Below are 21,159 nucleotides of genomic sequence, written 5' to 3'. Positions count from 1 at the left end.
AGGTCCACGGGTTTTGACAATAAAGCCCCGCTGCCCGAGGTTTAACTTTCTCTAGGCAACGGGGCTCGGATTTTCAGAGATTTTTAAAACATCTTCCAATCCTCTAGACCTGGATAGAGGGGGAATTTCTTCGTGAGAGCATCAACTCGCTCGCGTAGGTTTGTGAGATTTTCCGATCCGGTTAGAGCCGCTGCGATGATGTCTGCTACCTCCGCAAAGGCGTCGTGGTCGAAGCCGCGCGTAGCTAGGGCCGGGGTACCAATGCGCAGGCCGGAAGTTACCATCGGTGGGCGCGGATCGAATGGGACGGCATTGCGGTTGACGGTAATTCCCGCTTCATGCAGCAGATCCTCGGCTTCTTGCCCATTGAGCTGAGAATTGCGCAGATCCACAAGTGCAAGGTGGACATCGGTTCCACCGGTTAATACATCGACTCCCGCACGGGTGCAATCGTTTTGCATCAGGCGTTCGGCTAGAACTTTGGCACCATCGAGCGTGCGATGTTGGCGCTCGGCGAATTCAGAAGTGGCCGCAATCTTCATGGCTACCGCTTTTGCGGCAATCGCGTGCACCAAAGGGCCGCCCTGCTGTCCCGGGAAGACGCTGGAATTTAGAGCCTTGGCGTAGTCCTGTTTGGCTAAAATAATACCGGAGCGGGGTCCGCCCAAAGTCTTGTGTACTGTCGTGGACACCACGTCGGCATAGGGCACGGGGCTCGGGTGAACGCCTGCTGCAACGAGCCCAGCAAAATGCGCCATATCGACCCATAATTTGGCCCCTACTTCATCGGCGATATCCCTGAAGGCGGCAAAATCGAGATGTCGCGGATACGCAGACCAACCGGCGATGAGAACCTGAGGTCGCTCCTTGAGGGCCATATCGCGTACTTGATCCATATCCACTCGGAATGTGTGCGGATCGACCCCATAGGCTGCAACCTCATAGAATCTGCCGGAAAAATTGAGCTTCATGCCGTGGGTGAGGTGACCACCGTGCGCTAAGGACAGACCCATGATCTTATCCCCTGGCTGAGCGAGCGCCATGAGCACCGCGGCATTGGCCTGGGCACCCGCGTGGGGCTGGACATTGGCAAATTCTGCACCAAAAAGGTCCTTAGCTCGTGATCGGGCTAGATCTTCCACGACATCGGCGTGCTCGCAGCCACCGTAATAACGGCGACCTGGATATCCTTCGGCATATTTGTTAGTAAAGACAGAACCTTGCGCCTGCAGCACGGCACGGGGAACAAAATTCTCTGAGGCAATCATTTCGAGGGTGGAGCGCTGTCTCGAGAGCTCTCCCGAAATCGCCTCGGCAATATCTGGATCTAATTCAGCAAGGGATTGGTAGCGAATATCATTAGACATGAGGGCTTTATGGAACCTTTCTCTTTCAATTGAGCTCTTCTTTATCGTGATCCAACCTAAGAATTCAGGGTACCAGCGGTCAGTGATAGAAAGGGTTGGGGATCTTTAAGGCTCAGATCTAAGAATATACTCACGTTCCCCTGCGACGGGAGCGCTTCGTATTTTTAGTTTCAACCAGTTTGCCCTTCTTATGCTGTGGTTGGCACAATTTAGGTTTATGTCCCGCGCAAAAATAGGTAGTCCCTATCTGGAATTCGATCGCGAATCCTGGCGATACCTGAGAAAGTCTTTTCCCCAAGTTCTCAGCGAACACGAGGTTGAGCAACTTCGAGGCATCGGAGAAAACCTCGATATCGAAGAAGTCGCCGAAGTCTACCTTCCCATCTCTCGTTTGATCCACCTGCAGGTTGCAGCACGCCAAGGGTTGCACGCAGCTACCCATACCTTTCTCGGCGAAGGTCCAGAACACGTCCCTTTCGTCATTGGTATCGCAGGGTCGGTAGCCGTCGGCAAATCGACGACTGCGCGATTATTGCAAGTTCTCCTGCAACGCTGGCCCAACCACCCACATGTAGATCTTGTCACTACCGATGGATTCCTTTATCCAGCCCGTGAGCTAAGGCGGCGCGGTCTCATGGAACGCAAGGGCTACCCCGAAACCTATGATCAACGCGCGCTCTTGCGTTTTGTGAGTGATGTGAAAGCGGGCAAGGCACCTGTGCATGCACCGGTTTATTCGCATACTCTCTACGACCGAGTACCCGAGACCTACCACGTAGTTTCACGTCCCGATATTCTTATTGTGGAGGGGCTCAACGTTTTACAGCCGAGTCCGAACCTAGCAATATCCGACCTATTCGACTTTTCTGTCTATGTGGACGCGGAGAGCGGGGACATCGAACAATGGTATATCAATCGTTTCCTGGAGCTGCGCTATTCCTCGTTTAAAGAGCCTGACTCCCACTTTCGGCATTTTGCTGATCTTGGCGATGAGGAAGCCACCGCTCAAGCCCGCAGTATCTGGCAAACGATTAACCTGCCCAACCTGGTAGAGAATATTCTGCCTACCCGTGCGAGGGCTTCACTGGTGTTGGTCAAGGGCGCCGACCACAGTGTGCAGCACGTGCGCATGCGCAAAGTCTAGAAAGAATTGATCCACTGTTCGATGGGGTCTAACTCCGCGAAGTTAACTAGATCGATATCACGTCCAAAGGTATCCAATATATTTTGCTCGGCCGGGTTCCTCAGGGGTTTGAGAGCAATGCCTGCTGCTAGAGCTCGCATCATAGTTTTGTGCTTGGTGGAAAGTTGAGAATAGATCAGCCTACCGGGAAGGTAAAAACGTTGATAATGCGGGGCGAGACGTGCCAGGCTGTCTTTTTCCCGCGCATAGTCAACGGGAGACATACCGACCACAGCGAGCGCAATCGGGGGCTGGTACTCGCCTAAAGCCGCGGCCCCCTCCACGGCGGGGATCACCGGCCCGTGAATAAAACTGAAGAAGACGACCGGCTGGCCGTCTTTCGGCACGGCTGCATCTAAGGTGTGAGCATGGGTACTCAAACGCTGAGCTAATTCCTCGGCGTAATCCCTGCTGGATCCGTATTGGGAGTCATAGCGGATATGGGCTACGGGTGTGGTCAAGAGCTGCTCACTCCTTCGAGTGTTGTCTACTTAAAGAATGTTATTTTCCGAAGCGGCGAGAGCGTTTGGAGTAGTCACGCAATGCTCTTAAAAAGTCGAGCCGTCGGAAGGCAGGCCAATAGGTATCGGTGAACCAAATCTCGGAATACGCGGACTGCCACAGCATAAAACCAGATAAACGTTGTTCACCGGAAGTTCTGATAACCAGGTCAGGATCAGGCTGGCCTGAGGTATACAGGTGAGAGGAAATGGATTCAGCACTAATCTGTCGAGCCATCTCAGCTGCGGATATTCCCTGGGTGGCGGCATCTGCGATCACAGCGCGGACCGCATCCACAATCTCTTGGCGCCCACCATAACCCACGGCCACATTCACTGTAACCCCACAGTGTTCCAAAGTTTTATGAGATGCTTTTTGCAACCGCGCTGCAATATGCTCTGGCAGTAAGTCGAGGTGTCCCACCAGGCGAACGACACAGTCACGCTGCGGGGCGGCTAGCTCATCGACAACATCGCCAATGATATCGAGCAGTAACTGCAATTCATCAGGGCTGCGCTCCAGATTTTCAGTCGATAGGAGGTAGACAGTAACCGATTTGATTTTGGTTCCCTTGCACCAGGACACTAGCTCACCAATCTTCTTAGCGCCCACTCGATGCCCTTGGCTGACATCAATGAAGCCGGCTTCCCGCGCCCACCGTCTGTTTCCATCGCACATGATGGCGACATGGCTTGGTTGTTCCACATCGGCGATTTCACACAGGAGGCGGCGTTCGTATAGAGGATAAAGGAGCGAGGGGAGAGAAAATCTCATCGACCCTAGAACCAATGCTTTTTGCGCTGGTCAAGAAGGCCGGCTTCTGCCATCGCTCGATCCAGAGCGCCAGCATCAAATGGATCAATTTGGTGTTCCTCAGCAAAAAGCCGGCGTCGATTCAGGCGTGAGTAGCGTCGATGAAAAGCCCAACCGATGAATAGCACCGCGACGACTAGAGCTACCAAAACGAACCAGCCGATTGGTGATGCCTTGCCAAATTCGCTGCCGACGGGTCCTGGACCCTGCTGCGCTAAAAAGATCACAGATGAAAAATCCACCGGATATACTCCCAAAGTCTGTGCTGGTATTGAGACACTTAGTGTGAGGCACCGCAACTAATGCTATCTTCAGCGATTTAACTGCCCGCCACTACCCTATCGAGCATTAAGTATATCCGCACACCCGCCCGTGGTGGGTATCCTCATCTCAATGCAGCTCTCAAACGAGTGCGAGAGGTCCCTCTCCGCCGCAGCTCACCGCGTTGGGAGCATCAGACATGAATCCTGTCACGTTGATGATTCCGGGCCATAACTTATTGCCAAGGGCTCTCTTTATAGTTAGTTTTGACTATCAAGTCCAGCGAATAGATCGGTTTCGGGAAGCGAACTGGGCACACGGCTAAATGCCAACTCGAATTCTTCGGTCGGCCAGTATTCGCGTTGCACGTCCACAGGGGTAAAAAAGAAGAGACCATCCGGATCGATCTGAGTCGCATGAGCGCGCAGTGCGGCATCGCGAGCATCGAAGAAATCGCTGCACTCCACTCGTGTGGTCACGCGCTTCATGAGGTCGGCTCCGTTTTCTTTAAAGTGCTCCAAAATGTCACCATAGGGGCTTTGGGCCCCGTCACGCGAGGCAAGCTCGTGGAAAAGCTGCAGGCGTTGAACTACAAAGCCGTGTGTATAGTACAGCTTCAGGGGGGTAAAGGGGGCTCCAAGCTCGGGGTGATATTGGGGGTTTCCAGCATATTCCCAGGCCATGAGCGAGACTTCATGCACTTTCAGGTGATCGGGGTGCGGATAGCCGCCGTTTTCGTCATAGGTCAAAATCACTTCAGGTTTAAATTCACGAATAATTTTTACAAGCTTTTGAGTTATCTCATCGGAGTCGACGAGCGCAAAGCAGCCCTCTGGGAGAGGCGGCAATGGATCGCCCTGAGGGAGACCAGAATCTTCGTAGCCCAACCAACGATGCTCAACCCCTAAAACCGCGGCCGCTTTCGCCATTTCGTCCTTTCGGACTTCGCGAATATTTTCTTTAATTCCAGGCCGATCCATCGCTGGATTAAGAATATCTCCGCGCTCGCCGCCCGTGCAGCTCACCACCAATACCTCGTGTCCTTCCGAGATATAACGGGCCATCGTGGCAGCCCCTTTACTCGATTCGTCATCAGGATGGGCATGGATGGCAAGAATTTTAGGAAGGCAATGGGTCATCGGTTGTCCTTTTTACTATACTTTTTCTGGTGAGTTAGTCCCTCCAAGATTGTCATAGAGGAGACCAATCCACCTATTTTATCTATCAGGTAGAAGTTGACAAGTCCCCAATTATATACGTATTTGGCTATACGCCTATGGATAATGACGGCTTCTGCAACGAAAACGTCTACACTATGAGCTAACCCCGGATTTGTTAACCACGGACGGCTGGATCCTAAATCCTAACCTTGATCACAGCCGTGGTGAAGGAGAATTTAGCTGTGACCATGCGCAGTAGATATGCCGCCGAGCCCAAGGAATCGCAATCGTCGATGACAGGGAAGCTCATGGCTATTGCCATTTTGGTTTTAGTTATCGGCTTCGCAGTCGCTTTCGCCAAATACCTCCAGACTGCACAATCGCAACCAATCACGATTCAATTTGTCAACGCCGAGCCCATTAATGATGAGAATATAACTGTCATCGCTGATATCACCCGTAAAGATACCTCCCAACCCGCCTACTGCATTGTGACGGCACTCAACTTTGATATGGCCGAGGTGGGCCGGCGCGAAGTATTTGTTCCCGCTGGTGGGCAAAATATCGCTCGGTGGAATATCAATATTCCCACGCGCGAGCGCGCAGTAGCAGGAGCCGCCTATGGCTGCAGTGACTCTATTCCATTCTACTTAGAGCAGAAAGCACCCTAATACTCGCGACAGCACTATTCCGCGTCAATATTTGGTAGAATCTCCTCCGACTACTTAGACTACAGAAATCCTAGGCCCCGCATCGCTCCTCAAATTTTTGGGAGTTGGGGCGTCTCTATTTATCACTATGCAAAGGTTCGTGTGACATGGCAGAGCAGCAGAAGCAATATATCACTCCGGAAACTAAGGCCAAGCTCGAGGAAGAGCTCAATGCCCTGATCGCGCACCGCCCTATTGTGGCTGCGGAGATCAACGAGCGCCGCGAGGAGGGCGATCTCAAAGAAAACGCCGGCTATGATGCCGCTCGCGAAATGCAGGATCAGGAAGAGGCTCGCATCAAGCAGATCTCCGAAATCCTCGCGAATTCCACTACCGAGCGTTCCGCCGTTGTCGAAGGTGTAGCCGCCGTCGGTTCGGTTGTACACGTTTATTATAACGGTGATGAAAATGATAAAGAGACTTTCCTCATCGGTACTCGTGCTGCCGCCTCCGATAATAAAGATCTGGAAACCTACTCCGAACAGTCCCCTCTCGGAGCCGCACTTATCGGTGCTCAAGAAGGAGAAACTCGCGAATACACTGCTCCTAGTGGGTCAACCCTCAGCGTGACTCTCGTATCTGCAGAGCCTTATGACTCCACAAAGGCCTCGACTCCGCGCCAGGCCTAATATTCTTTATGAGAACTTCTCTACAACGGTTAGGTATCTGCGGATATCTAACCGTTTTCTTATCCGTCAGCGCGTGCTCCACCCCGCAACCAGACCCCCCGAAGCTACCGTTGAAAGTGCTATCGTCTCTCGATAGCACTATCCCCCTAGTACGACCCGTAGCAAAAGATCCCCTTGATCGGCTCATCAATCAGGTAGATAGTGGTTTCCATCCCCAGCAGAACAAACCTGGCTATATTGATTGCCTCGGACCAGCTCTCATTCAACCCCGCAGCATAAAATTAAGCTGTACTTCATCGAACAGCATCACTTCGATCACATGGACCCGGTGGGCTAAAGACACAGCGATAGGCTCAGGCAATCTGCGCGATGGCAGTAGCGTTAGCATAGTGCTCTCTGACCCTATTGATACGCAGCAAGGATGGGCTTTTAGTCAGGTATTTGTTGACGATATAGCCCTGCTGTTCTATCAGCTTACGGGTTAAAAAAAACCGGTTACACCCCATCACGTGGTGTGCAACCGGATTTCTATTTGGTTTTAACGATTTGAGAAATAGCTCAGCAGCCGCAAGATTTCGGTGTAGAGCCAGACCAAGGTCACAGCTAATCCGAGAGCCACACCCCACGCCATCTTTGATGGTGCTCCCTGACGGATAAGTTTCTCGGCGACATCAAAGTCCTGTAGGAAGCTCATGGCAGCAAGACCGATACACACGAGGGAGAAGATAATGGCAATCGGTCCACCATCACGCAATACATTGGACACGCCCAAGATGGCGAGCATGAAGTTACCGAGCGCCAGTACCAGAACACCGATCATAGCCCCAGTGAGAATCTTGGTAAATCGCGGGGTCACCTTAACGGCGCCAGTCTTATACGCATAGAGCATGCCCAGGAAGACGCCTAGGGTTCCCAGAACGGCTTGACCGATCATAGCCCCAGCGTTATTTCCTCCCACGAGGAAACCAGAGAATAGAACCGAAATACCTCCAACGAAAAGTCCTTCGAAGGCTGCATAGACCAAAGCCACTGGTGCAGATCCAAACTTTTTGCCGAACGTGGCAATAAGAACAGTGACCAGACCGCCTATGGCACCAACTGCCGTAAGTCCCATGCTAAGGGCTGGACTTACCAGCGCAATGCCAAAGTTAACAGCGGCTAGCGCCACAATAATCGCCAAAACGATTCCAGTCTTGGTCACCACATCGTCGACAGTCATAGGACGCTCAGTGCTAACTGGCGCGGGAGCAAAACCGTCTAGACCCGTCGGGGCCTGCTGGTAGTCTCCGTAATAATTCGTCGCCTGTCCTTTTGCGGGGAGAGAGGCGAGCACTGGATTGCTGCTACGCATAGGTAGTAACACTGTCCTTTCGCTACTTTTCTACTTATATAGTCCTGCGGATCAATTATCCCCAAGACCAGGTACATCCTTCTAACGTGACCGCACTAACAATAGTTCCCGCGCCTCTTTTATGCGGGGGTTAGTGCCTCTTGGTCACTGCTATCTGTCAACCCCTCAAGGAAAGTATCGCCTTGAGTATCCAAAGCTCGAGAAAGAGCATCTACGGCATGTTCGTTGAAACGCGGGCTGACCGGCAATGCGATTGACCCAGAGGCGATATCCAGGCGAGTATGAGTTCCGGAGAGAATTGTCACTGTCTCTCCTTGCGCCAGAAACCGACAGTAGCCTGGTGTGGTTACGGTGGCGGATCCATGAGCAAGCCACAGGACGAGATCAGTTCGAGCGCGTGCGAAAACGGTCAGAGGATCGCTGAGTGGAACATGAACAGATTTAAGATTGAGAAAACTCGCGGGCGTCTGACCTGTGTGGCGCTTAAAAGCTCGTGTCAGACTACTCGTGGCCGAGAATCCTACATGCTGGGAGGCGAGTTTAATACTCATCCCCCGACTTATGAGATCGGCAGCACTGGCTACCCGACATGCGGCTCGCCATTCGGAAAATGGTAATCCTGTGGATTTGAGAAATTGTCGCTGGAGAGTTCGAGCACTGATGCGGTGGGATTGGGCAAATACCTCAAGTGAGGTCGTGCAGCTCGGTTGCGCTAATAATTCGCTAGCAACACGGCGTGCGGCCTGTTCTACAGGCAGCGGAGGACATTGAAAACGGGGTTGATGAAGAGTTGTAAGGAATCCCTCACTGCAATGCTTCTCCCCGAGCCGGGCTCTGGCATATTCAGCTATTATGCGTCGATCCCAGTCCGGACCCAGAGAGATTTTTCGAGTAGGCCCGGGGAGCATATCAGTAAATTTGAACGAGATAATGCTCGCCTCGGCGCTATCGATGACCGTCGCACTTTCCGGAGCGATGACGAGATCGCCCGCGACAATATGAAGCATCCGGTCGGGTGCCTTAATAATGGCTTGCCCGATGCGGCACCACATGAAAGTGGTCGTACGTGTTTTGGTGGTATCTTTGATCACAATTGCGCTCATTCCCATTAGGTTAGCCTAAGCAAAAAGCCAGTGAGCCCATTGTAAAGGTCACACCGGCTAAAAGCTAGGCCCACACCACCAAAAGTTTGATTTATAAGGGTATCTTAGGCGCGAGCGCGTCGCTGAGCATACGCATAGCCACAACCATGCCGCATACTCATTTCCACAAAAGCGCGTCCTCCGGTCGATTGATTCTCGCGCACATAGTAGGAGCTGTTGAGATCATAAGGGTTACATTGACGAAGGTGATAGACCACAGTATCGTCAACGTCGCGCGTGACAAAAAGGTCTGTTGAATCTGTGTGCTGCATGGTGGTGGTTGCCATCAGGGTGCTCCTTAAAAAGATTATGTCCTCGTTGCGTATGGTTGCGTGTGCAAATTACTTAATAAGCAACCTATGGGGCTTATCTGAAGAAGGGGTCGACCCAAGCTGTCAAATTGCTGTGAGTTACTAAATATCCTTCTAAGCTGCCATTTAGGCGATGAGTAAATTCGTCGGCGTGTTTGAATTCCACCCACTTTAGGGGCTAGATTCCACTGCTTCTCAACTAAAAGATAAAGACCTTGCGATTTCTCGCAAGGTCTTTATCTGTGCCCCCAGTGGGACTCGAACCCACACTGTATTGATTTTAAGTCAACCGCCTCTGCCGATTGGGCTATGGGGGCAACGAGTAATTATCTTAATGTAGATACCCGTTATTTTCTAAATGAAGATCTCACCAGCGCGAACACGGTGTTTTATGGGGAACTCTTTGAAGAGATCATGCCCAGAATGATCCCGTCTAAAATATCCTTTTCACTAATGGTGATCTGTGAAATATTGGTGATATAGGCGATCATGTCGATTATGGCATTGACTACTAATCCCCCAGCGGCGAGAACATCCGCTCGTCCTGGATGAATCACAGGATTCATGCGCCGCTCAGCACTACTGAGCCCGATGAGCTCCTTATTCAACACTATTAAGGCGGGAAATCTTAGCGTTGTGTTATGAATTTTCGTAGCATCATAGGTCTCTAAACCCAGTGCCAAGGCAGCGAGTGTGGTAAACGTGCCGGCGCACCCGACAAATGTGCGAGCCTGGGAAATAGGTACTGCGTTTTGCACGTCACGTAGCTGTCGGGAAATATACTCTGCGGCCTGAAGCTGTTCCTTGTCAGTTGGAGGATCCGTGTGAAGGATGCGCTCGCTCAGCCGCACACACCCCATTTGTGCCGAGTAAGAACCGAGAATCTTGCCATGAGGATAACCGACTACAAATTCGGTGGAGCCACCGCCTAAGTCGATGACGCAGAAGGGTCCTCGATCAGGGTTCAGATCGGCCACGGCCCCGGCAAAAGAAAGTTGTGCCTCGTCGTCCCCACTAATAACCTCCGCAACCGCTCCCTCCCTAATTGGAGCGAGCTCAGTACGCGTCATATCAAAGAAAACCTCGCGATTTTTTGCATCCCGGGTCGCAGATGTCGCCACCATACGGATATCGGCAACCCTCTCGGCGCGCATAATATCGACATAGCGAGCGAGTACGAGACGTGCTCGCTCGATTGCTGCTGGATCAAATTCACCTGTCGCATCCACTGCGGCTCCCAGGCGGACGATTTCCATCTGACGCGCTATTTCTTTGATGTCGCCATCCCGGGTGCACTCTACAATAAGAAGCCGTAGGGAGTTCGTCCCACAATCAATCGCTGCATATCTAGTCATGCGCGTGGCGCCTCAGCATGAGTGAAGTCGAAGTGCTCCATATCGATACCTAAATCATCAACCGTAGGCCAGTCTTCAGGAATAGCGGTTCCGCGCAGGTTAGCGTGTTGGGCAGCAATGGCGACGGCCTCGGTCCCCAGTTGGACATGTTGCGGTCCTTCAGCCAGGGCATAGGCGATAAGAACGTGAAGGCATTTTACTCGATCTGGCATTCCCCCACCAGAGAACTCGGTTCCTAGGTCCTCTAAGCTATTGCGCTTATCAAGGAAATACTCGTGGGCTCTTCGATAGTCCGCCGCGAGCTCGTGATCTTTGGATAGACGCTCAGTCATCCATTTCATAATATGAGCGACCTCCAAGCGGGATGCTTCGGCCGTTAACCGCGGGTCTGTCAGATAGTAGAGAGTGGGAAAAGGCGTTCCATCCTCTAAGCGAGGACGCGTCATCACGACGCCAGGTGCACCGTCCGGGCATCGATAGGATATTTCAACGACTCCACGCGGACTGCGACCAAGTTGGCGGGCTACGGCAGCTAGATCTTTTTCGTCGACACTCATATCTGAAGATTTTAGACTATGCCCGCCCTCTCACCTATCTTTCACCCTCCTCGGGAGCCGATGGGACGGGAGCCTGCAGATCGCTCAAAAGAGGAAGCTTATTTTCTCGCGACGGCTGTTCATCCTCCTCGGGGATCACAGTCACTGAATCCCAGAGGGTCTCGTACCAAATACGAATTTCTTCATTTTTCGGGCTAACTGCTTGCGTATGACGGGAGTTCTCAAGGCCAGGGTCGATGATCCGGAAGGCACGTTCGCCAGGGGCAATGACCCCTAATCGAATTCGTGCTTGCTCGCGAATATACTCCTCGGATTGATAATGGTTCAGATCGTCTTGGAGCTTATCTTTTTGCTTGGTGAGCTGAGAAATCGAGACCTCTAAGCGGTCTATCTCAGAGCGCTGCTCCATATAATCGCGCACCGGTACGTAGATAATGACTATGACGAAAGCAACGGCAGCAATTATGGCTGCATAGGCTTCAAGACCGAGCCGCACGGGTGTGCGCTTCGGACGTGTAGCCCTTATTTCTTTCTCACGGTTGAGAACCGGAACAGCTCTATTTTTACGTTGCATAGGATTCTAAATTTTAGCACCTTCACGCCCACAGGTATCTAAAGCCGCACGGGGGGTGGTACCCGTAGAAATAAACTGAACTCGCACCTTCACGTTTGAAGGTGCGAGTTCAGTTAGTCAATAAGGGAGGGGAAACGGCTAACTTCTAGCCTAGACCCTAGCCCTGGAAACGTGGGAATGCAGAGCGCCCAGCATAAACTGCTGCACCCTCGAGTTCCTGCTCAATGCGCAGTAACTGGTTGTACTTCGCCACCCGCTCAGAACGAGCAGGAGCACCGGTCTTAATCTGACCGCAGCCCAACGCCACAGCAAGATCAGCAATGGTGGTGTCCTCGGTCTCACCGGAGCGGTGAGACATCATGCAACGGTAACCATTGCGGTGAGCCATCTCAACGGCATCGAAGGTCTCAGTCAAAGTACCGATCTGGTTAACCTTAACCAGGAGCGCGTTGCAGGCCTTCTTCTCGATGCCTTCCTTGAGGCGAGCTGGGTTGGTAACGAAGAAATCGTCGCCCACGAGCTGTACCTTGTCACCAATCTTAGCGGTGAGGTTGGTATAACCCTCCCAGTCGTCTTCCTGAAGAGGATCCTCGATAGATACGATTGGATAAGCGTCAACGAGTTCCTCGTAAACCTTGGCCATCTCTTCTGCGGTGTGCTCGCCACCTTCGAAGTGGTACTTACCATCCTTGTAGAACTCCGAGGATGCAACGTCTAGGGCCAAAGCGATATCGGCACCTGGCTTCAGGCCAGCCTTCTCAATGGCTTCTACAATGAGGTCAAGAGCGGCACGGGTGGACTCAACCGAAGGAGCAAAGCCGCCCTCGTCGCCAAGGCCAGTAGAAAGCCCCTTGGACTTAATAACGGACTTGAGGGAGTGGTACACTTCCGCACCCATGCGCAGTGCTTCGGAGAAGGATTCAGCGCCAATAGGAGCGATCATGAATTCCTGAACGTCCACACCGGAGTCAGCGTGTGCGCCGCCATTGACAATATTCATCATCGGAACTGGCAAGACGTGTGCGTTCGGTCCACCGATATAGCGATAGAGGGGTAGACCAGCTGACTCGGCTGCCGCGTGAGCAGCGGCCATAGATACACCCAAGATAGCGTTTGCACCGAGGTTCTTCTTGTTCTCAGAACCGTCGAGCTCGATCATGGCCTGGTCGATCAGACGCTGGTCATCGGCTGGGATACCTGCGATAGCATCGGCGATCTTTTCGTTGACGTTCTTTACTGCCTGCAAAACTCCCTTGCCGAGGTAGCGGTCGCCACCGTCGCGCAATTCGTGTGCCTCGTGGACGCCGGTGGAGGCGCCTGATGGAACGCCGGCGACGCCGTGAGCGCCATCGTCGAGGAAAGCCTCAACTTCAACGGTAGGGTTACCGCGTGAGTCAAGAATTTCGCGTGCAAATACATGCATAATATCAGCCACTGTAAAACTCCTCTGTGGTTAAAGGTAAGTGTTCTCGTATGAGGACTCGTCTTACGAGCTTATATAACAAACGCACTTTTTTTAAGTGTCCGCCTTGGCTTTCTGTGAGAGCATGTTTGGTTTTGTGGTTTTTAGCCTAGATATTCCTCCCCCACCTTGTCGTAGAAACCGGCGCTGAACAGCGTTTTCCGAGCAATATCAAGTGTCGGTGTCGATCCTTGATGGCCGTCGAGATTAGGTTGTGAGTTTCTGCACATCAACGATCTTCACACGAACAGTTCGTTCTGCTTGGTTGAAAGTGCTCTCTACCGCATCGCTGGTTGTGAGAGCGCATAGGAATTAGCGGCGTTGCGTACTTTAATCAGATAGGCTTGCGAGCTGTTATAGGACAAAACTGCACGAGTCCACCCCTCTGGCGTGGCTAGGTCGCCCTGAGAGCACAGTAGGTTGGCTGCTCCTAGAGCGGCGTCGTCGATATTATTGGGATCCGCCACCCCATCCCCCGAGGCGTCACGCCCGTATCGTTGCCATGAGGTTGGAATAAACTGCATGGGACCAATAGCTCGATCATATTCCGAATCTCCGTCTAGTTGTCCTTGATCGGTATCGCGGATCTCGGCGAATCCGGGCGATCCATCAAGTTGGACCCCGAGAATGGGAGGCAAAACGTTACCGTCTTCATCTATATCACGCGAGTTGAAGAGCTGTCCTGAGTAGGTTCCGTGCCTAGTTTCGACATAACCGATTCCTGCAAGTGTCGTCCACGACAGATGGCACTCGGGCCACGATTGCGCCGCGATGAGTTCCGCATTGCCATAGGCACGCAAAGCGGCCGAGGATACCCCTGTCTCGGCCGAAATTGGATCGGCCCAAAAGCGCAGTTTATCCGAGGTGCGTCCCGGCGCGTTGACATCAATGAGGGGAACCTCTTGGCCTCTGGCTGGTGGAATATTCTCAGGGATAGGTGCTAACTGCCTCACCGCTGGCCCCTGGTCGAGGAAGGACAGGCTCCATCCGACTACTGCTATCACCGTGATCACAGCAAGCAGGACACCCACCGCGCAACCCGACACAATTTTTACTCCACCGCTCATGGGGTGTGATTCTAGCAATCTTTGTGGTGAGCAGAATTTCCTCCAACGCGCCGGCTCGAACGATCCCCTACCAATTACCCCCGACCCTTATATATCTATGCAGTAGGTGGTTTTTCTATTATTGTTGCTCTGTCGTAATTTATTTTTACTGGAAGGACACGTAAATATGCGTATTCGTCGCGCCATTGTTGCTGTAGCCGGCACTGCCCTCTTGAGCTCTGGCATTACGGTCCCAGCCGCCAATGCTGCTGGTTTAGGAACCATTCTCACCGCTATTAAAGCTCTCGATTCCTTCGGCACTGTGAGCCAGAAGGCAGTGGATTTCTTCGTCTCCAATACCCCGTGCTCACTGCTAGGTTCCATGCTCGGTGACAACGTCAAACCTGGCATGACTCGACAGCAGCTTTCAGACGTCCTTTACAAAGAGGCTACGAATACTAATGTTCCCTCCAAGATCCGCGCTATCGCTCTCGAGCCAGTGCTCAACCGCGCACTGACGTGTGAAATTGTCTCTCCGGATGCCCCTTCAGCGTCGTCCAACTCAGGTTCGTCTGATTCGGGCTCCTCGAATTCCACCAGTTCCCTGGGCTCTTCGGCCTTATCTTTACTGAGCTCATAGATCAACGATGAAGAAGCAGGCGTAACCCTATGGTTGCGCCTGTTTTTCACTTTCCATTAGCTTTGCCTTTTGCCATATGTCCTGCTGCTTTTCGGTAGGAATGGTCTCAGTGGTTCCATCGAAAAGATAAGGTGCGCGCCGACGCATTTTCGCCGTAAAGCTTGACGCTATATCGGCGAAGTCAAAAGCTCCGCGTCGGGCGGCTATTTCGGCGTGGAAAAAAACCTGCAAAAGCACATCCGATAACTCGTTTCGAATCTGGTCATCCCCGGATTCTGATTCAATGGCCTCGATGACTTCGGCCGTCTCTTCACGCAGGTAAGGAATCAGAGAACGATGAGTTTGGGCTCTCTCCCACTCTCCTATCTCCAAAGCTCGTCTCATTGTCTGTACAGCTTGATCAACAGGATCCTCCAGCGAGGGAGCGCAGATTAATACAGCATCCTGATCCATAAAGGTTTTGACCGCAGGATGGTTGGGCTGGCTGCTCACTAGAAGTATCTCAGGCCCAGCGGGTATTAGATCTTTGAGCAAGGAAAGCAGCTGCTCTGGAATATCCTCGGTCACTTCAATCGACCCTCGAAGGCCTTTGAGGATATTAAGAGGGACCATAGTGGGCCAGCGCGGGTCGAGGATGAGCACAGTGAGATGGGCTTGAGTCATGAGATCATGCTAGCCCACGTATGGCCGACACCCCTTATATGGTGGGTATACGTGGGCTAGCGGACAAGCGCTTCTAGTCGTCTAAGGTCTGATTAAGAAATTCTTCCAGGCCTTTTTCACGTGAACGCAGGGCGCTTGGGACAACTGCTGTCTGATCCATAAACGTTCGGGCCTCCTGCAGCCGAGCCCGGGCCTCCACCCACCGTTGCTCCCCCGCGGCGACTTCGCCAAGTGTCAGCGCACAGCGTGCAGCCTCCGGGAAGAACCGATACTCCGCGAAACTTTCAAGGGCATTTTCCATATGGAGAGTAAAATCCATGGAGCGCGCTGACCGTACCGCACCTAGGGCAAGGTCCTCGTTGATATCAGCGAGAGCCCCTGCCAGTCGACGCTCATCGTCGTTTCTCTGCTTCGCTATATCGCGTCGCTCCTCGGTGAGCGATTCAACCACGGCAAATTCCGCATCGTCAAGAGTGCCAGGTGCTGAAGTGCGTGCGAAGATGGATCGGACCAGGGCGGAGTCGAGTTGCGCTGCGTTGTCATCTGTTGGATTATCACGATAGCTAACGCGGGAGATCTGAGCGATTTCATCAGCGATAGAAATCGCTACGTCAAATTCGCGCTCTTGATAAGCGCTCTGGAAGGCTTTTTGATAGGCATCAACGATGACCTCGCGATCTTCGCTATTCTTCGCTAAGTCGAAAGCAGCGCTGCAGGCAGCCCGCGCTAGGTCGAGCGCAGTTAGGCTGGTTACGAGCATGGCGCGAAGTTTGACAGCAGGTCGATCGCTGAGGGCGTCGAGCGTCATCGAAATAACCTCGGCGGCCTCCGAGTATTGCTTGGTGGCGATGAGGGCATCGGCAAGCGCTGTTGCGGCTGCTTCTCGCTGCCAACTTAATTCATAAGCGGCCACCAGATTCAACCAGTGACGCAGTGGTTCAATCGCCTCGCTGGCATATCCAGCGTGCATGGCTGCAGCGCCTAGCAGGGACATACCAGTCAGACGCACTCCGATAGGCTCAGCAGTTGGGGTGCGCATAGCCTCGTCAGCCTGGATTGCCGCGGAACGGAAATCGCGCTCGTTAAAACTGGTAATAGCGTTCGCAAGAAGTTTCCGAGCTGGGTCAGTTTCGGTATCAAGCTGCTCCGGCCACGTAAGGCCACGCTTGTGCTTTTCGGCCTGCACCATAGTATAAATGGTTGGTAATTGTGTCTGCAGAACCTCATGACGTGCGTCCAGTTCCTCGTCACTTAATTCTTTCCAGTCTCCGTGTAGAGAAATGAGCGTGAGAGGCTGCTCCTCCGATTCCTCAGCAGCGACCGTCAGTCGTTCCATATCCGAAAAATTGCCGGTATCTACCCGGTAGTCAACAGTGTCTACCGTTGTGAAGCCGCCTGCTGCATCGTGGACGACGGGATCAGGAAGGGGATCAATACGAGGTGGGGAGAAGATGATCTCGCGCGTTGCCTCCACGTGGTGGGGACGCACGATACCGGGTCTTTCATCGAATTCTTGGGCTAGGGTCACAGCGATATCAGTGCACCACTGCGCTGCATCTGCAATAGTGGGATCCTTAATATCGGGGGCTTTTACCCATGGCAGTAAACTGCCAGGAAGATCTACCCCGAGAGCGACATCTTGTTGGGGGATATGGCGTAATAGCCCAGCGAATGAGCGTGAGAGAAGAAGTAACTCCGCGGGAGATTCCGCTTCTAGCCACCATGGCAAGAAACGGATGAAATATTCTAAACCGCGCTTTAATCGTTCCGGCCGATTAGCGAGACCTGAGATCACTAAGTAGTTGATGTGGACTGCAAAATCGGAGAGAAAGTGCTTGTCGTAACTAAAGCGCTGCATACTGCGGGTATGGGCACGCCATGCCTTATCGTCTCTACCGGTCATTAACCACGGTATGAGCAGTTCGGTATAGAGCGACTCTGGCTGGGAAGGGCAGGTTTCCTCTTCCCCAGCCAAAGCTCTCTCGCCTACCTTCACTGCTGATTCATAGTCACCGTTTAATTCGTGGTAGCCCACCAAGTGCGAGGGATCGCAGCCAGCGCAGTCGGAGAGTTCACTCCCCTCAGCAGCCTGCCACTGGCTGAAGGATTCTTCCGCTTGCTCATCCATACCTAGCTCTTTGTATAGGTAGTATTCGCGCATATAATACGCCTTGAGCGGGTCTCCCATGTCAAGGTAGAGCTTTTTCATCTCGGCCAAGCTGTCTAGGCATTGCTGGGCGCTAATCGTCGGCACTGCACGCACTGCCGACATGAGGTATTTATACGACCATGCAAATGATTCTGCAAGATCCGGGGTGAAGTACTCTGGATGAACCTTGCGTGTCTTATCCACCCACAAAAACGGGGCAATCATGCGAGTGATCTCCCCACCTTGTCCAAGGGATGATGCTAGATGGACATAGCACTCGAATTCCTCTTCGCAGCGCCCCTCATCGTGAGCTAGCTGAACTGCCTCAGCCCACAAAGACGAACATGACTTACCATAAGGAGCAGCATAGGCGCGCTCCATCAGGTCGCGGAGTTCATCGGTTTCAAATTGACTGCTCATATACTACTTTCTATTTAAGGTCGCACTTTGCTTGGTTATTTTTTAAAAAAGAGTGCTTCCCCCTCAACTCCTACACGTTAAGGCTGTGACCACAGTATGAGATCACCTAGGAAGCACTCTATCCTTTTTGAGAAAACTCTAAGCGCCCTTAGGCGTCATCACTGGGCGGTTCCACCGGTGGCTGTATACCAAATTGTTCACATAAAGCCATGGCATGACCGAGCTGAGCGGAGATGCCGGCGTCAATCCACTCATCTATTTGCTCGTCCGAGGCGCCTTTCACCGTAATGAAAGAGTGATCGGACACGAAGTCTACGTGGCCCTCGTTTTCTTTGAGGTAGCAAATGCCGAGGCTACCTTCTCGATTGCGCGTTTCGACAAAAGATGTGAGTTCATCGATACGCTCTGGCGGGATAGGCAATTCAGGGTAGTGGACGCCTACCGTTGTCAGAGCATCATGACCGACATCGAAACGAGTATAGAAACCGTCGAAAATGGCATATGCAGTGTCGTCTTCCCAGCTCATCGAGTATCCTATGGAACTAAACCACTGTTCGAGTCGATCTTTGGTAACGGGAGTAGTCTCTTCAGTCTTTTTAAACCAAGCCATTATTATTTCTCCTCACCCGTAGCAGGTGCCAAGCTGGGCAGTTCCTTAGCGGCATTAGTGAATACGCTGTGGCCTGCAGTGAACATTGCGTCAATAAAGGAATCTATCTGTTCATCACTAATCCCAGCTGTGATCGGTAGACAGTGCTCAAACTGCAATACTGTGACACCGTTGTCGAGTTCAAGGGGATAGTGCTTAAACAGATAGCTATCAGAGTTAAGGTGCGCGGCTAGTTCGCGTAGCGTGGCGATATCATGAGGTTCCTTCGCCTCACCGAACCAACGTCCGAAGCAGCGCAAGATTTGACTCTCACCGAGAATATCGAAGCCGAACCAGCCTTCATCGAAGCCGACTCCGATAAACCCTTCTTGTTGGTCGAAGAGCAGATTAGCTCGTTCGAGAGCGGCCTCCAGCCGCTGGTGATTATATTGTGCTAAAGCCATAAAATTTAAGCTCCTTCATTGTTTTAAATTAGGATTAGTCCAGATATGATATGAAGGACTTGATTCCGCCCTCTCTTCAACCGAGCACCCTCTAGACCTGTCAACTAAGTGTAGAGGAATTATTTAAGATTGCGGCCTGAATCTCAAAGTTCAGCTCTCTCATCAGCGCTATGAGCTGCACCCAAGCGTGTTAATTCGCCTGAAACTTTTTCGTTTGTGGAATAGGTATGTACTAGACTCAGCGCGGTGAATAAATCTGAGCAGCGGCAACCTAATACCGTTCGACTCTGGGCGCTCGTTGCCATCATTGTTGGATCGACTGTAGGTTCGGGGATTTTTGCTTTACCCCAAAATATCGCCTCTGTGGCGGGTCCAGGCGCAATGCTCATCGGCTGGATAATCGCCGGCATCGGTATGCTTTCGGTAGCTTTTGTTTTCCACATCTTGGCTTATCGCAAACCGCACCTCGATTCTGGTGTCTATGCCTACGTACGTGCTGGGCTGGGAAATTATATAGGCTTCACGTCGGGCTGGGGCTATTGGCTAGGCTCAGTAATCGCCCAGGTAGGTTATGCCACTTTATTTTTTGGTACGCTGGGACACTATTTTCCGGTCTTCAGCAGCGATAATAGGCTCTTCCAGGCTATATGTGTCTCTGCGATGACGTGGATAGTCTTTGCAGTTCTAGCTCGCGGTATCCAACAGGCAAAGATAATGAATGGGGTCACTACTGTGGCCAAATTACTTCCCATTCTCGCTTTTATTATCCTCGTACTTTTCCTCGGTTTTAGCTGGGACACATTCACTGTTGATTTTTGGGGCCACGCTGCAGCTGGATCGGTATTTGAGCAGGTTCAGGGGATCATGCTCTTTACAGTGTGGGTGTTTATTGGTGTCGAGGGGGCCTCGGTCTATTCCAAGCAGGCGCACTCTCGCGCTGATGTCGGCCGCGCCACAGTCATTGGATTTTTTACAGTTCTTTTACTCCTCGTCACCGTAGCAACTCTCTCTTTTGGTGTTCTCAGCCAAGAGGAACTTGCGGCCCTACCCGATAATTCAATGGCGGGAGTTCTCGAAGCTGTGGTGGGACCGTGGGGCGGCGCGCTGATTTCCGTCGGTCTATGTCTTTCAGTCTTGGGAGCATATATTTCTTGGCAGATGCTCTGTGCTGAACCACTTGCCATGATGGCTTATGATAGGCTGCTGCCGCGTAAGATTGGTTCTCTGACTAACCAGGGGGCCCCATGGTTGGCGCAACTGATCTGCACCGCCGTTATTCAGATCTGCATCATTGTGTTCTATCTCAATGAGACGACCTATATTTTCATGGTGCAGTTGGCTACGGTGCTCTACCTAGTTCCCTATATTTTTTCCTCGTTCTACCTCATTTTATTGGCGGTGCGTGGGCGCGGCTTTAGCGAAGACGATCTCGTGCCCTCAATTGGATATGACACAGTGCAAATCTCAGCACAACTTAATCGTAGGCATTTAGGGGTTGGGATACTTGCCCTAACGTATTCTCTTTGGTTGGTTTACGCTGCGGATCCAGTATTTGTCCTTTTTGGGGCATTAGCGGTCCTTCCAGGTCTTATTCCCTATATCTGGACTCGATGGCACTACAGAAAGAAGATTTTCAATTCTTTCGAAATAGGAGTGGTTGGGATTCTTGTTATCTTTTCAATCGCAGCAATAATAGGGCTCTACACTGGCTCTTTGAGCCTATAGGGAAAAACCACACCGTAAATCGCGGTGTGGTTTTCGCTTTAAGGTTCGCAGAGCAGGGGTAAAGCGAATCGTGGGTGCGGAAACGTT

At 52.1% G+C, this 21,159-nt stretch carries 24 protein-coding genes and 1 tRNA gene; 6 read left to right on the top strand and 19 right to left on the bottom strand.

Going from position 1 to position 21,159, the window contains the following annotated elements; all coding sequences use genetic code 11:
* Nucleotides 1-83: 83 nt before the first annotated feature.
* On the bottom strand, nt 84-1,367 hold the full coding sequence (glyA, locus tag N7326_RS04860) for a serine hydroxymethyltransferase (protein WP_259078209.1): 1,284 nt from the start codon (nt 1,365-1,367) through the stop codon (nt 84-86).
* A gap of 217 nt (nt 1,368-1,584) precedes the next feature.
* Here glyA and coaA point away from each other — a divergent pair, with 217 nt between their 5' ends.
* Nucleotides 1,585-2,511, top strand: a complete 927-nt coding sequence (gene coaA / locus N7326_RS04855) for a type I pantothenate kinase (protein WP_259078211.1) — start codon at nt 1,585-1,587, stop codon at nt 2,509-2,511.
* On the opposite strand, the gene N7326_RS04850 is transcribed toward coaA, so the two are convergent.
* The 4 genes from N7326_RS04850 to mca all read right to left on the bottom strand — a co-directional run bounded on the left by N7326_RS04850 (nt 2,508) and on the right by mca (nt 5,264).
* Nucleotides 2,508-3,011: a flavodoxin domain-containing protein gene (locus N7326_RS04850; RefSeq protein ID WP_259078213.1), complete on the bottom strand. Its 504-nt coding sequence runs from the start codon at nt 3,009-3,011 to the stop codon at nt 2,508-2,510. The genes coaA and N7326_RS04850 overlap by 4 nt on opposite strands.
* Nucleotides 3,012-3,051: 40 nt before the next feature.
* Nucleotides 3,052-3,825: an isoprenyl transferase gene (locus N7326_RS04845; protein ID WP_259078215.1), complete on the bottom strand. Its 774-nt coding sequence runs from the start codon at nt 3,823-3,825 to the stop codon at nt 3,052-3,054.
* Between the two features lie 5 nt (nt 3,826-3,830).
* Nucleotides 3,831-4,106: a hypothetical protein gene (locus tag N7326_RS04840; protein WP_259078217.1), complete on the bottom strand. Its 276-nt coding sequence runs from the start codon at nt 4,104-4,106 to the stop codon at nt 3,831-3,833.
* 279 nt (nt 4,107-4,385) lie between these two features.
* Nucleotides 4,386-5,264, bottom strand: a complete 879-nt coding sequence (mca, locus tag N7326_RS04835) for a mycothiol conjugate amidase Mca (RefSeq protein ID WP_259289437.1) — start codon at nt 5,262-5,264, stop codon at nt 4,386-4,388.
* Nucleotides 5,265-5,533: 269 nt separating this feature from the next.
* On the opposite strand from mca, the gene N7326_RS04830 reads away from it, so the two are divergent.
* From N7326_RS04830 to N7326_RS04820, 3 genes are all read left to right on the top strand, one after another.
* Nucleotides 5,534-5,956, top strand: coding sequence for a DUF4307 domain-containing protein (locus N7326_RS04830; RefSeq protein WP_259078449.1), 423 nt, complete (start codon nt 5,534-5,536; stop codon nt 5,954-5,956).
* Nucleotides 5,957-6,102: 146 nt separating this feature from the next.
* The gene (greA, locus tag N7326_RS04825) at nt 6,103-6,624 is read left to right on the top strand and encodes a transcription elongation factor GreA (protein ID WP_259078220.1); all 522 of its coding nucleotides are present in this window, start codon (nt 6,103-6,105) and stop codon (nt 6,622-6,624) included.
* An 8-nt stretch (nt 6,625-6,632) separates the two neighbouring features.
* The gene (locus N7326_RS04820) at nt 6,633-7,109 is read left to right on the top strand and encodes a hypothetical protein (RefSeq protein ID WP_263088254.1); all 477 of its coding nucleotides are present in this window, start codon (nt 6,633-6,635) and stop codon (nt 7,107-7,109) included.
* A 53-nt stretch (nt 7,110-7,162) separates the two neighbouring features.
* Here the strand turns inward: N7326_RS04820 and N7326_RS04815 are convergent, their stop codons facing one another.
* The 10 genes from N7326_RS04815 to N7326_RS04770 form a co-directional block, all read right to left on the bottom strand.
* Nucleotides 7,163-7,975 carry a Bax inhibitor-1/YccA family protein gene (locus N7326_RS04815; protein ID WP_259289436.1) on the bottom strand — a complete coding sequence of 271 codons (813 nt, stop codon included), beginning with the start codon at nt 7,973-7,975 and terminating at the stop codon, nt 7,163-7,165.
* A gap of 119 nt (nt 7,976-8,094) precedes the next feature.
* A complete protein-coding gene (locus N7326_RS04810) occupies nt 8,095-9,078 on the bottom strand; it encodes a helix-turn-helix transcriptional regulator (protein ID WP_259078225.1) in 984 nt (327 codons plus the stop codon).
* A gap of 104 nt (nt 9,079-9,182) precedes the next feature.
* Nucleotides 9,183-9,404: a hypothetical protein gene (locus tag N7326_RS04805; protein ID WP_259078226.1), complete on the bottom strand. Its 222-nt coding sequence runs from the start codon at nt 9,402-9,404 to the stop codon at nt 9,183-9,185.
* A 267-nt stretch (nt 9,405-9,671) separates the two neighbouring features.
* Nucleotides 9,672-9,745 (bottom strand) — tRNA-Leu (locus N7326_RS04800).
* A 72-nt stretch (nt 9,746-9,817) separates the two neighbouring features.
* Nucleotides 9,818-10,783 (bottom strand): Ppx/GppA phosphatase family protein, encoded by a 966-nt coding sequence (locus N7326_RS04795; RefSeq protein ID WP_263088253.1) that lies wholly within the window; start codon nt 10,781-10,783, stop codon nt 9,818-9,820.
* Complete coding sequence (locus N7326_RS04790) at nt 10,780-11,340, bottom strand: DUF501 domain-containing protein (RefSeq protein WP_259078228.1); 561 nt, start codon at nt 11,338-11,340, stop codon at nt 10,780-10,782. The genes N7326_RS04795 and N7326_RS04790 overlap by 4 nt, the downstream gene beginning before the upstream one ends.
* A 34-nt stretch (nt 11,341-11,374) precedes the next feature.
* Nucleotides 11,375-11,914 carry an FtsB family cell division protein gene (locus tag N7326_RS04785; RefSeq protein ID WP_263088252.1) on the bottom strand — a complete coding sequence of 180 codons (540 nt, stop codon included), beginning with the start codon at nt 11,912-11,914 and terminating at the stop codon, nt 11,375-11,377.
* 157 nt (nt 11,915-12,071) lie between these two features.
* Entirely contained in the window at nt 12,072-13,349 is a 1,278-nt protein-coding gene (gene eno / locus N7326_RS04780) for a phosphopyruvate hydratase (protein ID WP_259078230.1), read from the bottom strand.
* Between the two features lie 131 nt (nt 13,350-13,480).
* Complete coding sequence (locus N7326_RS04775; protein WP_259078232.1) at nt 13,481-13,606, bottom strand: hypothetical protein; 126 nt, start codon at nt 13,604-13,606, stop codon at nt 13,481-13,483.
* 48 nt (nt 13,607-13,654) lie between these two features.
* Entirely contained in the window at nt 13,655-14,443 is a 789-nt protein-coding gene (locus N7326_RS04770) for a lytic transglycosylase domain-containing protein (protein ID WP_259158274.1), read from the bottom strand.
* 166 nt (nt 14,444-14,609) lie between these two features.
* On the opposite strand from N7326_RS04770, the gene N7326_RS04765 reads away from it, so the two are divergent.
* A complete protein-coding gene (locus tag N7326_RS04765) occupies nt 14,610-15,062 on the top strand; it encodes a hypothetical protein (RefSeq protein WP_259078235.1) in 453 nt (150 codons plus the stop codon).
* A 27-nt stretch (nt 15,063-15,089) separates the two neighbouring features.
* Here the strand turns inward: N7326_RS04765 and N7326_RS04760 are convergent, their stop codons facing one another.
* The 4 genes from N7326_RS04760 to N7326_RS04745 all read right to left on the bottom strand — a co-directional run bounded on the left by N7326_RS04760 (nt 15,090) and on the right by N7326_RS04745 (nt 19,347).
* A complete protein-coding gene (locus N7326_RS04760; RefSeq protein WP_259078236.1) occupies nt 15,090-15,725 on the bottom strand; it encodes a MazG nucleotide pyrophosphohydrolase domain-containing protein in 636 nt (211 codons plus the stop codon).
* A 73-nt stretch (nt 15,726-15,798) separates the two neighbouring features.
* Complete coding sequence (locus N7326_RS04755) at nt 15,799-18,294, bottom strand: hypothetical protein (protein ID WP_263088251.1); 2,496 nt, start codon at nt 18,292-18,294, stop codon at nt 15,799-15,801.
* Between the two features lie 148 nt (nt 18,295-18,442).
* Entirely contained in the window at nt 18,443-18,904 is a 462-nt protein-coding gene (locus tag N7326_RS04750) for a YbjN domain-containing protein (protein ID WP_263088250.1), read from the bottom strand.
* Nucleotides 18,905-18,906: 2 nt separating this feature from the next.
* Nucleotides 18,907-19,347 carry a YbjN domain-containing protein gene (locus N7326_RS04745; protein WP_259078241.1) on the bottom strand — a complete coding sequence of 147 codons (441 nt, stop codon included), beginning with the start codon at nt 19,345-19,347 and terminating at the stop codon, nt 18,907-18,909.
* Between the two features lie 246 nt (nt 19,348-19,593).
* On the opposite strand from N7326_RS04745, the gene N7326_RS04740 reads away from it, so the two are divergent.
* Nucleotides 19,594-21,072, top strand: a complete 1,479-nt coding sequence (locus N7326_RS04740) for an amino acid permease (protein ID WP_263088249.1) — start codon at nt 19,594-19,596, stop codon at nt 21,070-21,072.
* Nucleotides 21,073-21,159 lie beyond the last annotated feature (87 nt).

The sequence above is a fragment of the Corynebacterium sp. ES2794-CONJ1 genome (assembly GCF_025660615.1).
Classification (GTDB): Bacteria; Actinomycetota; Actinomycetes; order Mycobacteriales; family Mycobacteriaceae; genus Corynebacterium.
This window is presented reverse-complemented; position numbering and strand designations above follow the sequence as displayed.

Bases quoted from the DNA above. Each gene is read 5' to 3' on its own strand.
- glyA (WP_259078209.1), bottom strand. From the start codon at position 1,367: ATGTCTAATGATATTCGCTACCAATCCCTTGCTGAATTAGATCCAGAT.
- coaA (WP_259078211.1), top strand. From the start codon at position 1,585: ATGTCCCGCGCAAAAATAGGTAGTCCCTATCTGGAATTCGATCGCGAA.
- N7326_RS04845 (WP_259078215.1), bottom strand. From the start codon at position 3,825: ATGAGATTTTCTCTCCCCTCGCTCCTTTATCCTCTATACGAACGCCGC.
- mca (WP_259289437.1), bottom strand. From the start codon at position 5,264: ATGACCCATTGCCTTCCTAAAATTCTTGCCATCCATGCCCATCCTGAT.
- N7326_RS04830 (WP_259078449.1), top strand. From the start codon at position 5,534: ATGCGCAGTAGATATGCCGCCGAGCCCAAGGAATCGCAATCGTCGATG.
- greA (WP_259078220.1), top strand. From the start codon at position 6,103: ATGGCAGAGCAGCAGAAGCAATATATCACTCCGGAAACTAAGGCCAAG.
- N7326_RS04820 (WP_263088254.1), top strand. From the start codon at position 6,633: ATGAGAACTTCTCTACAACGGTTAGGTATCTGCGGATATCTAACCGTT.
- N7326_RS04815 (WP_259289436.1), bottom strand. From the start codon at position 7,975: ATGCGTAGCAGCAATCCAGTGCTCGCCTCTCTCCCCGCAAAAGGACAG.
- N7326_RS04810 (WP_259078225.1), bottom strand. From the start codon at position 9,078: ATGAGCGCAATTGTGATCAAAGATACCACCAAAACACGTACGACCACT.
- N7326_RS04805 (WP_259078226.1), bottom strand. From the start codon at position 9,404: ATGGCAACCACCACCATGCAGCACACAGATTCAACAGACCTTTTTGTC.
- N7326_RS04795 (WP_263088253.1), bottom strand. From the start codon at position 10,783: ATGACTAGATATGCAGCGATTGATTGTGGGACGAACTCCCTACGGCTT.
- N7326_RS04790 (WP_259078228.1), bottom strand. From the start codon at position 11,340: ATGAGTGTCGACGAAAAAGATCTAGCTGCCGTAGCCCGCCAACTTGGT.
- N7326_RS04785 (WP_263088252.1), bottom strand. From the start codon at position 11,914: ATGCAACGTAAAAATAGAGCTGTTCCGGTTCTCAACCGTGAGAAAGAA.
- N7326_RS04775 (WP_259078232.1), bottom strand. From the start codon at position 13,606: ATGTGCAGAAACTCACAACCTAATCTCGACGGCCATCAAGGATCGACA.
- N7326_RS04770 (WP_259158274.1), bottom strand. From the start codon at position 14,443: ATGAGCGGTGGAGTAAAAATTGTGTCGGGTTGCGCGGTGGGTGTCCTG.
- N7326_RS04765 (WP_259078235.1), top strand. From the start codon at position 14,610: ATGCGTATTCGTCGCGCCATTGTTGCTGTAGCCGGCACTGCCCTCTTG.
- N7326_RS04760 (WP_259078236.1), bottom strand. From the start codon at position 15,725: ATGACTCAAGCCCATCTCACTGTGCTCATCCTCGACCCGCGCTGGCCC.
- N7326_RS04755 (WP_263088251.1), bottom strand. From the start codon at position 18,294: ATGAGCAGTCAATTTGAAACCGATGAACTCCGCGACCTGATGGAGCGC.
- N7326_RS04750 (WP_263088250.1), bottom strand. From the start codon at position 18,904: ATGGCTTGGTTTAAAAAGACTGAAGAGACTACTCCCGTTACCAAAGAT.
- N7326_RS04745 (WP_259078241.1), bottom strand. From the start codon at position 19,347: ATGGCTTTAGCACAATATAATCACCAGCGGCTGGAGGCCGCTCTCGAA.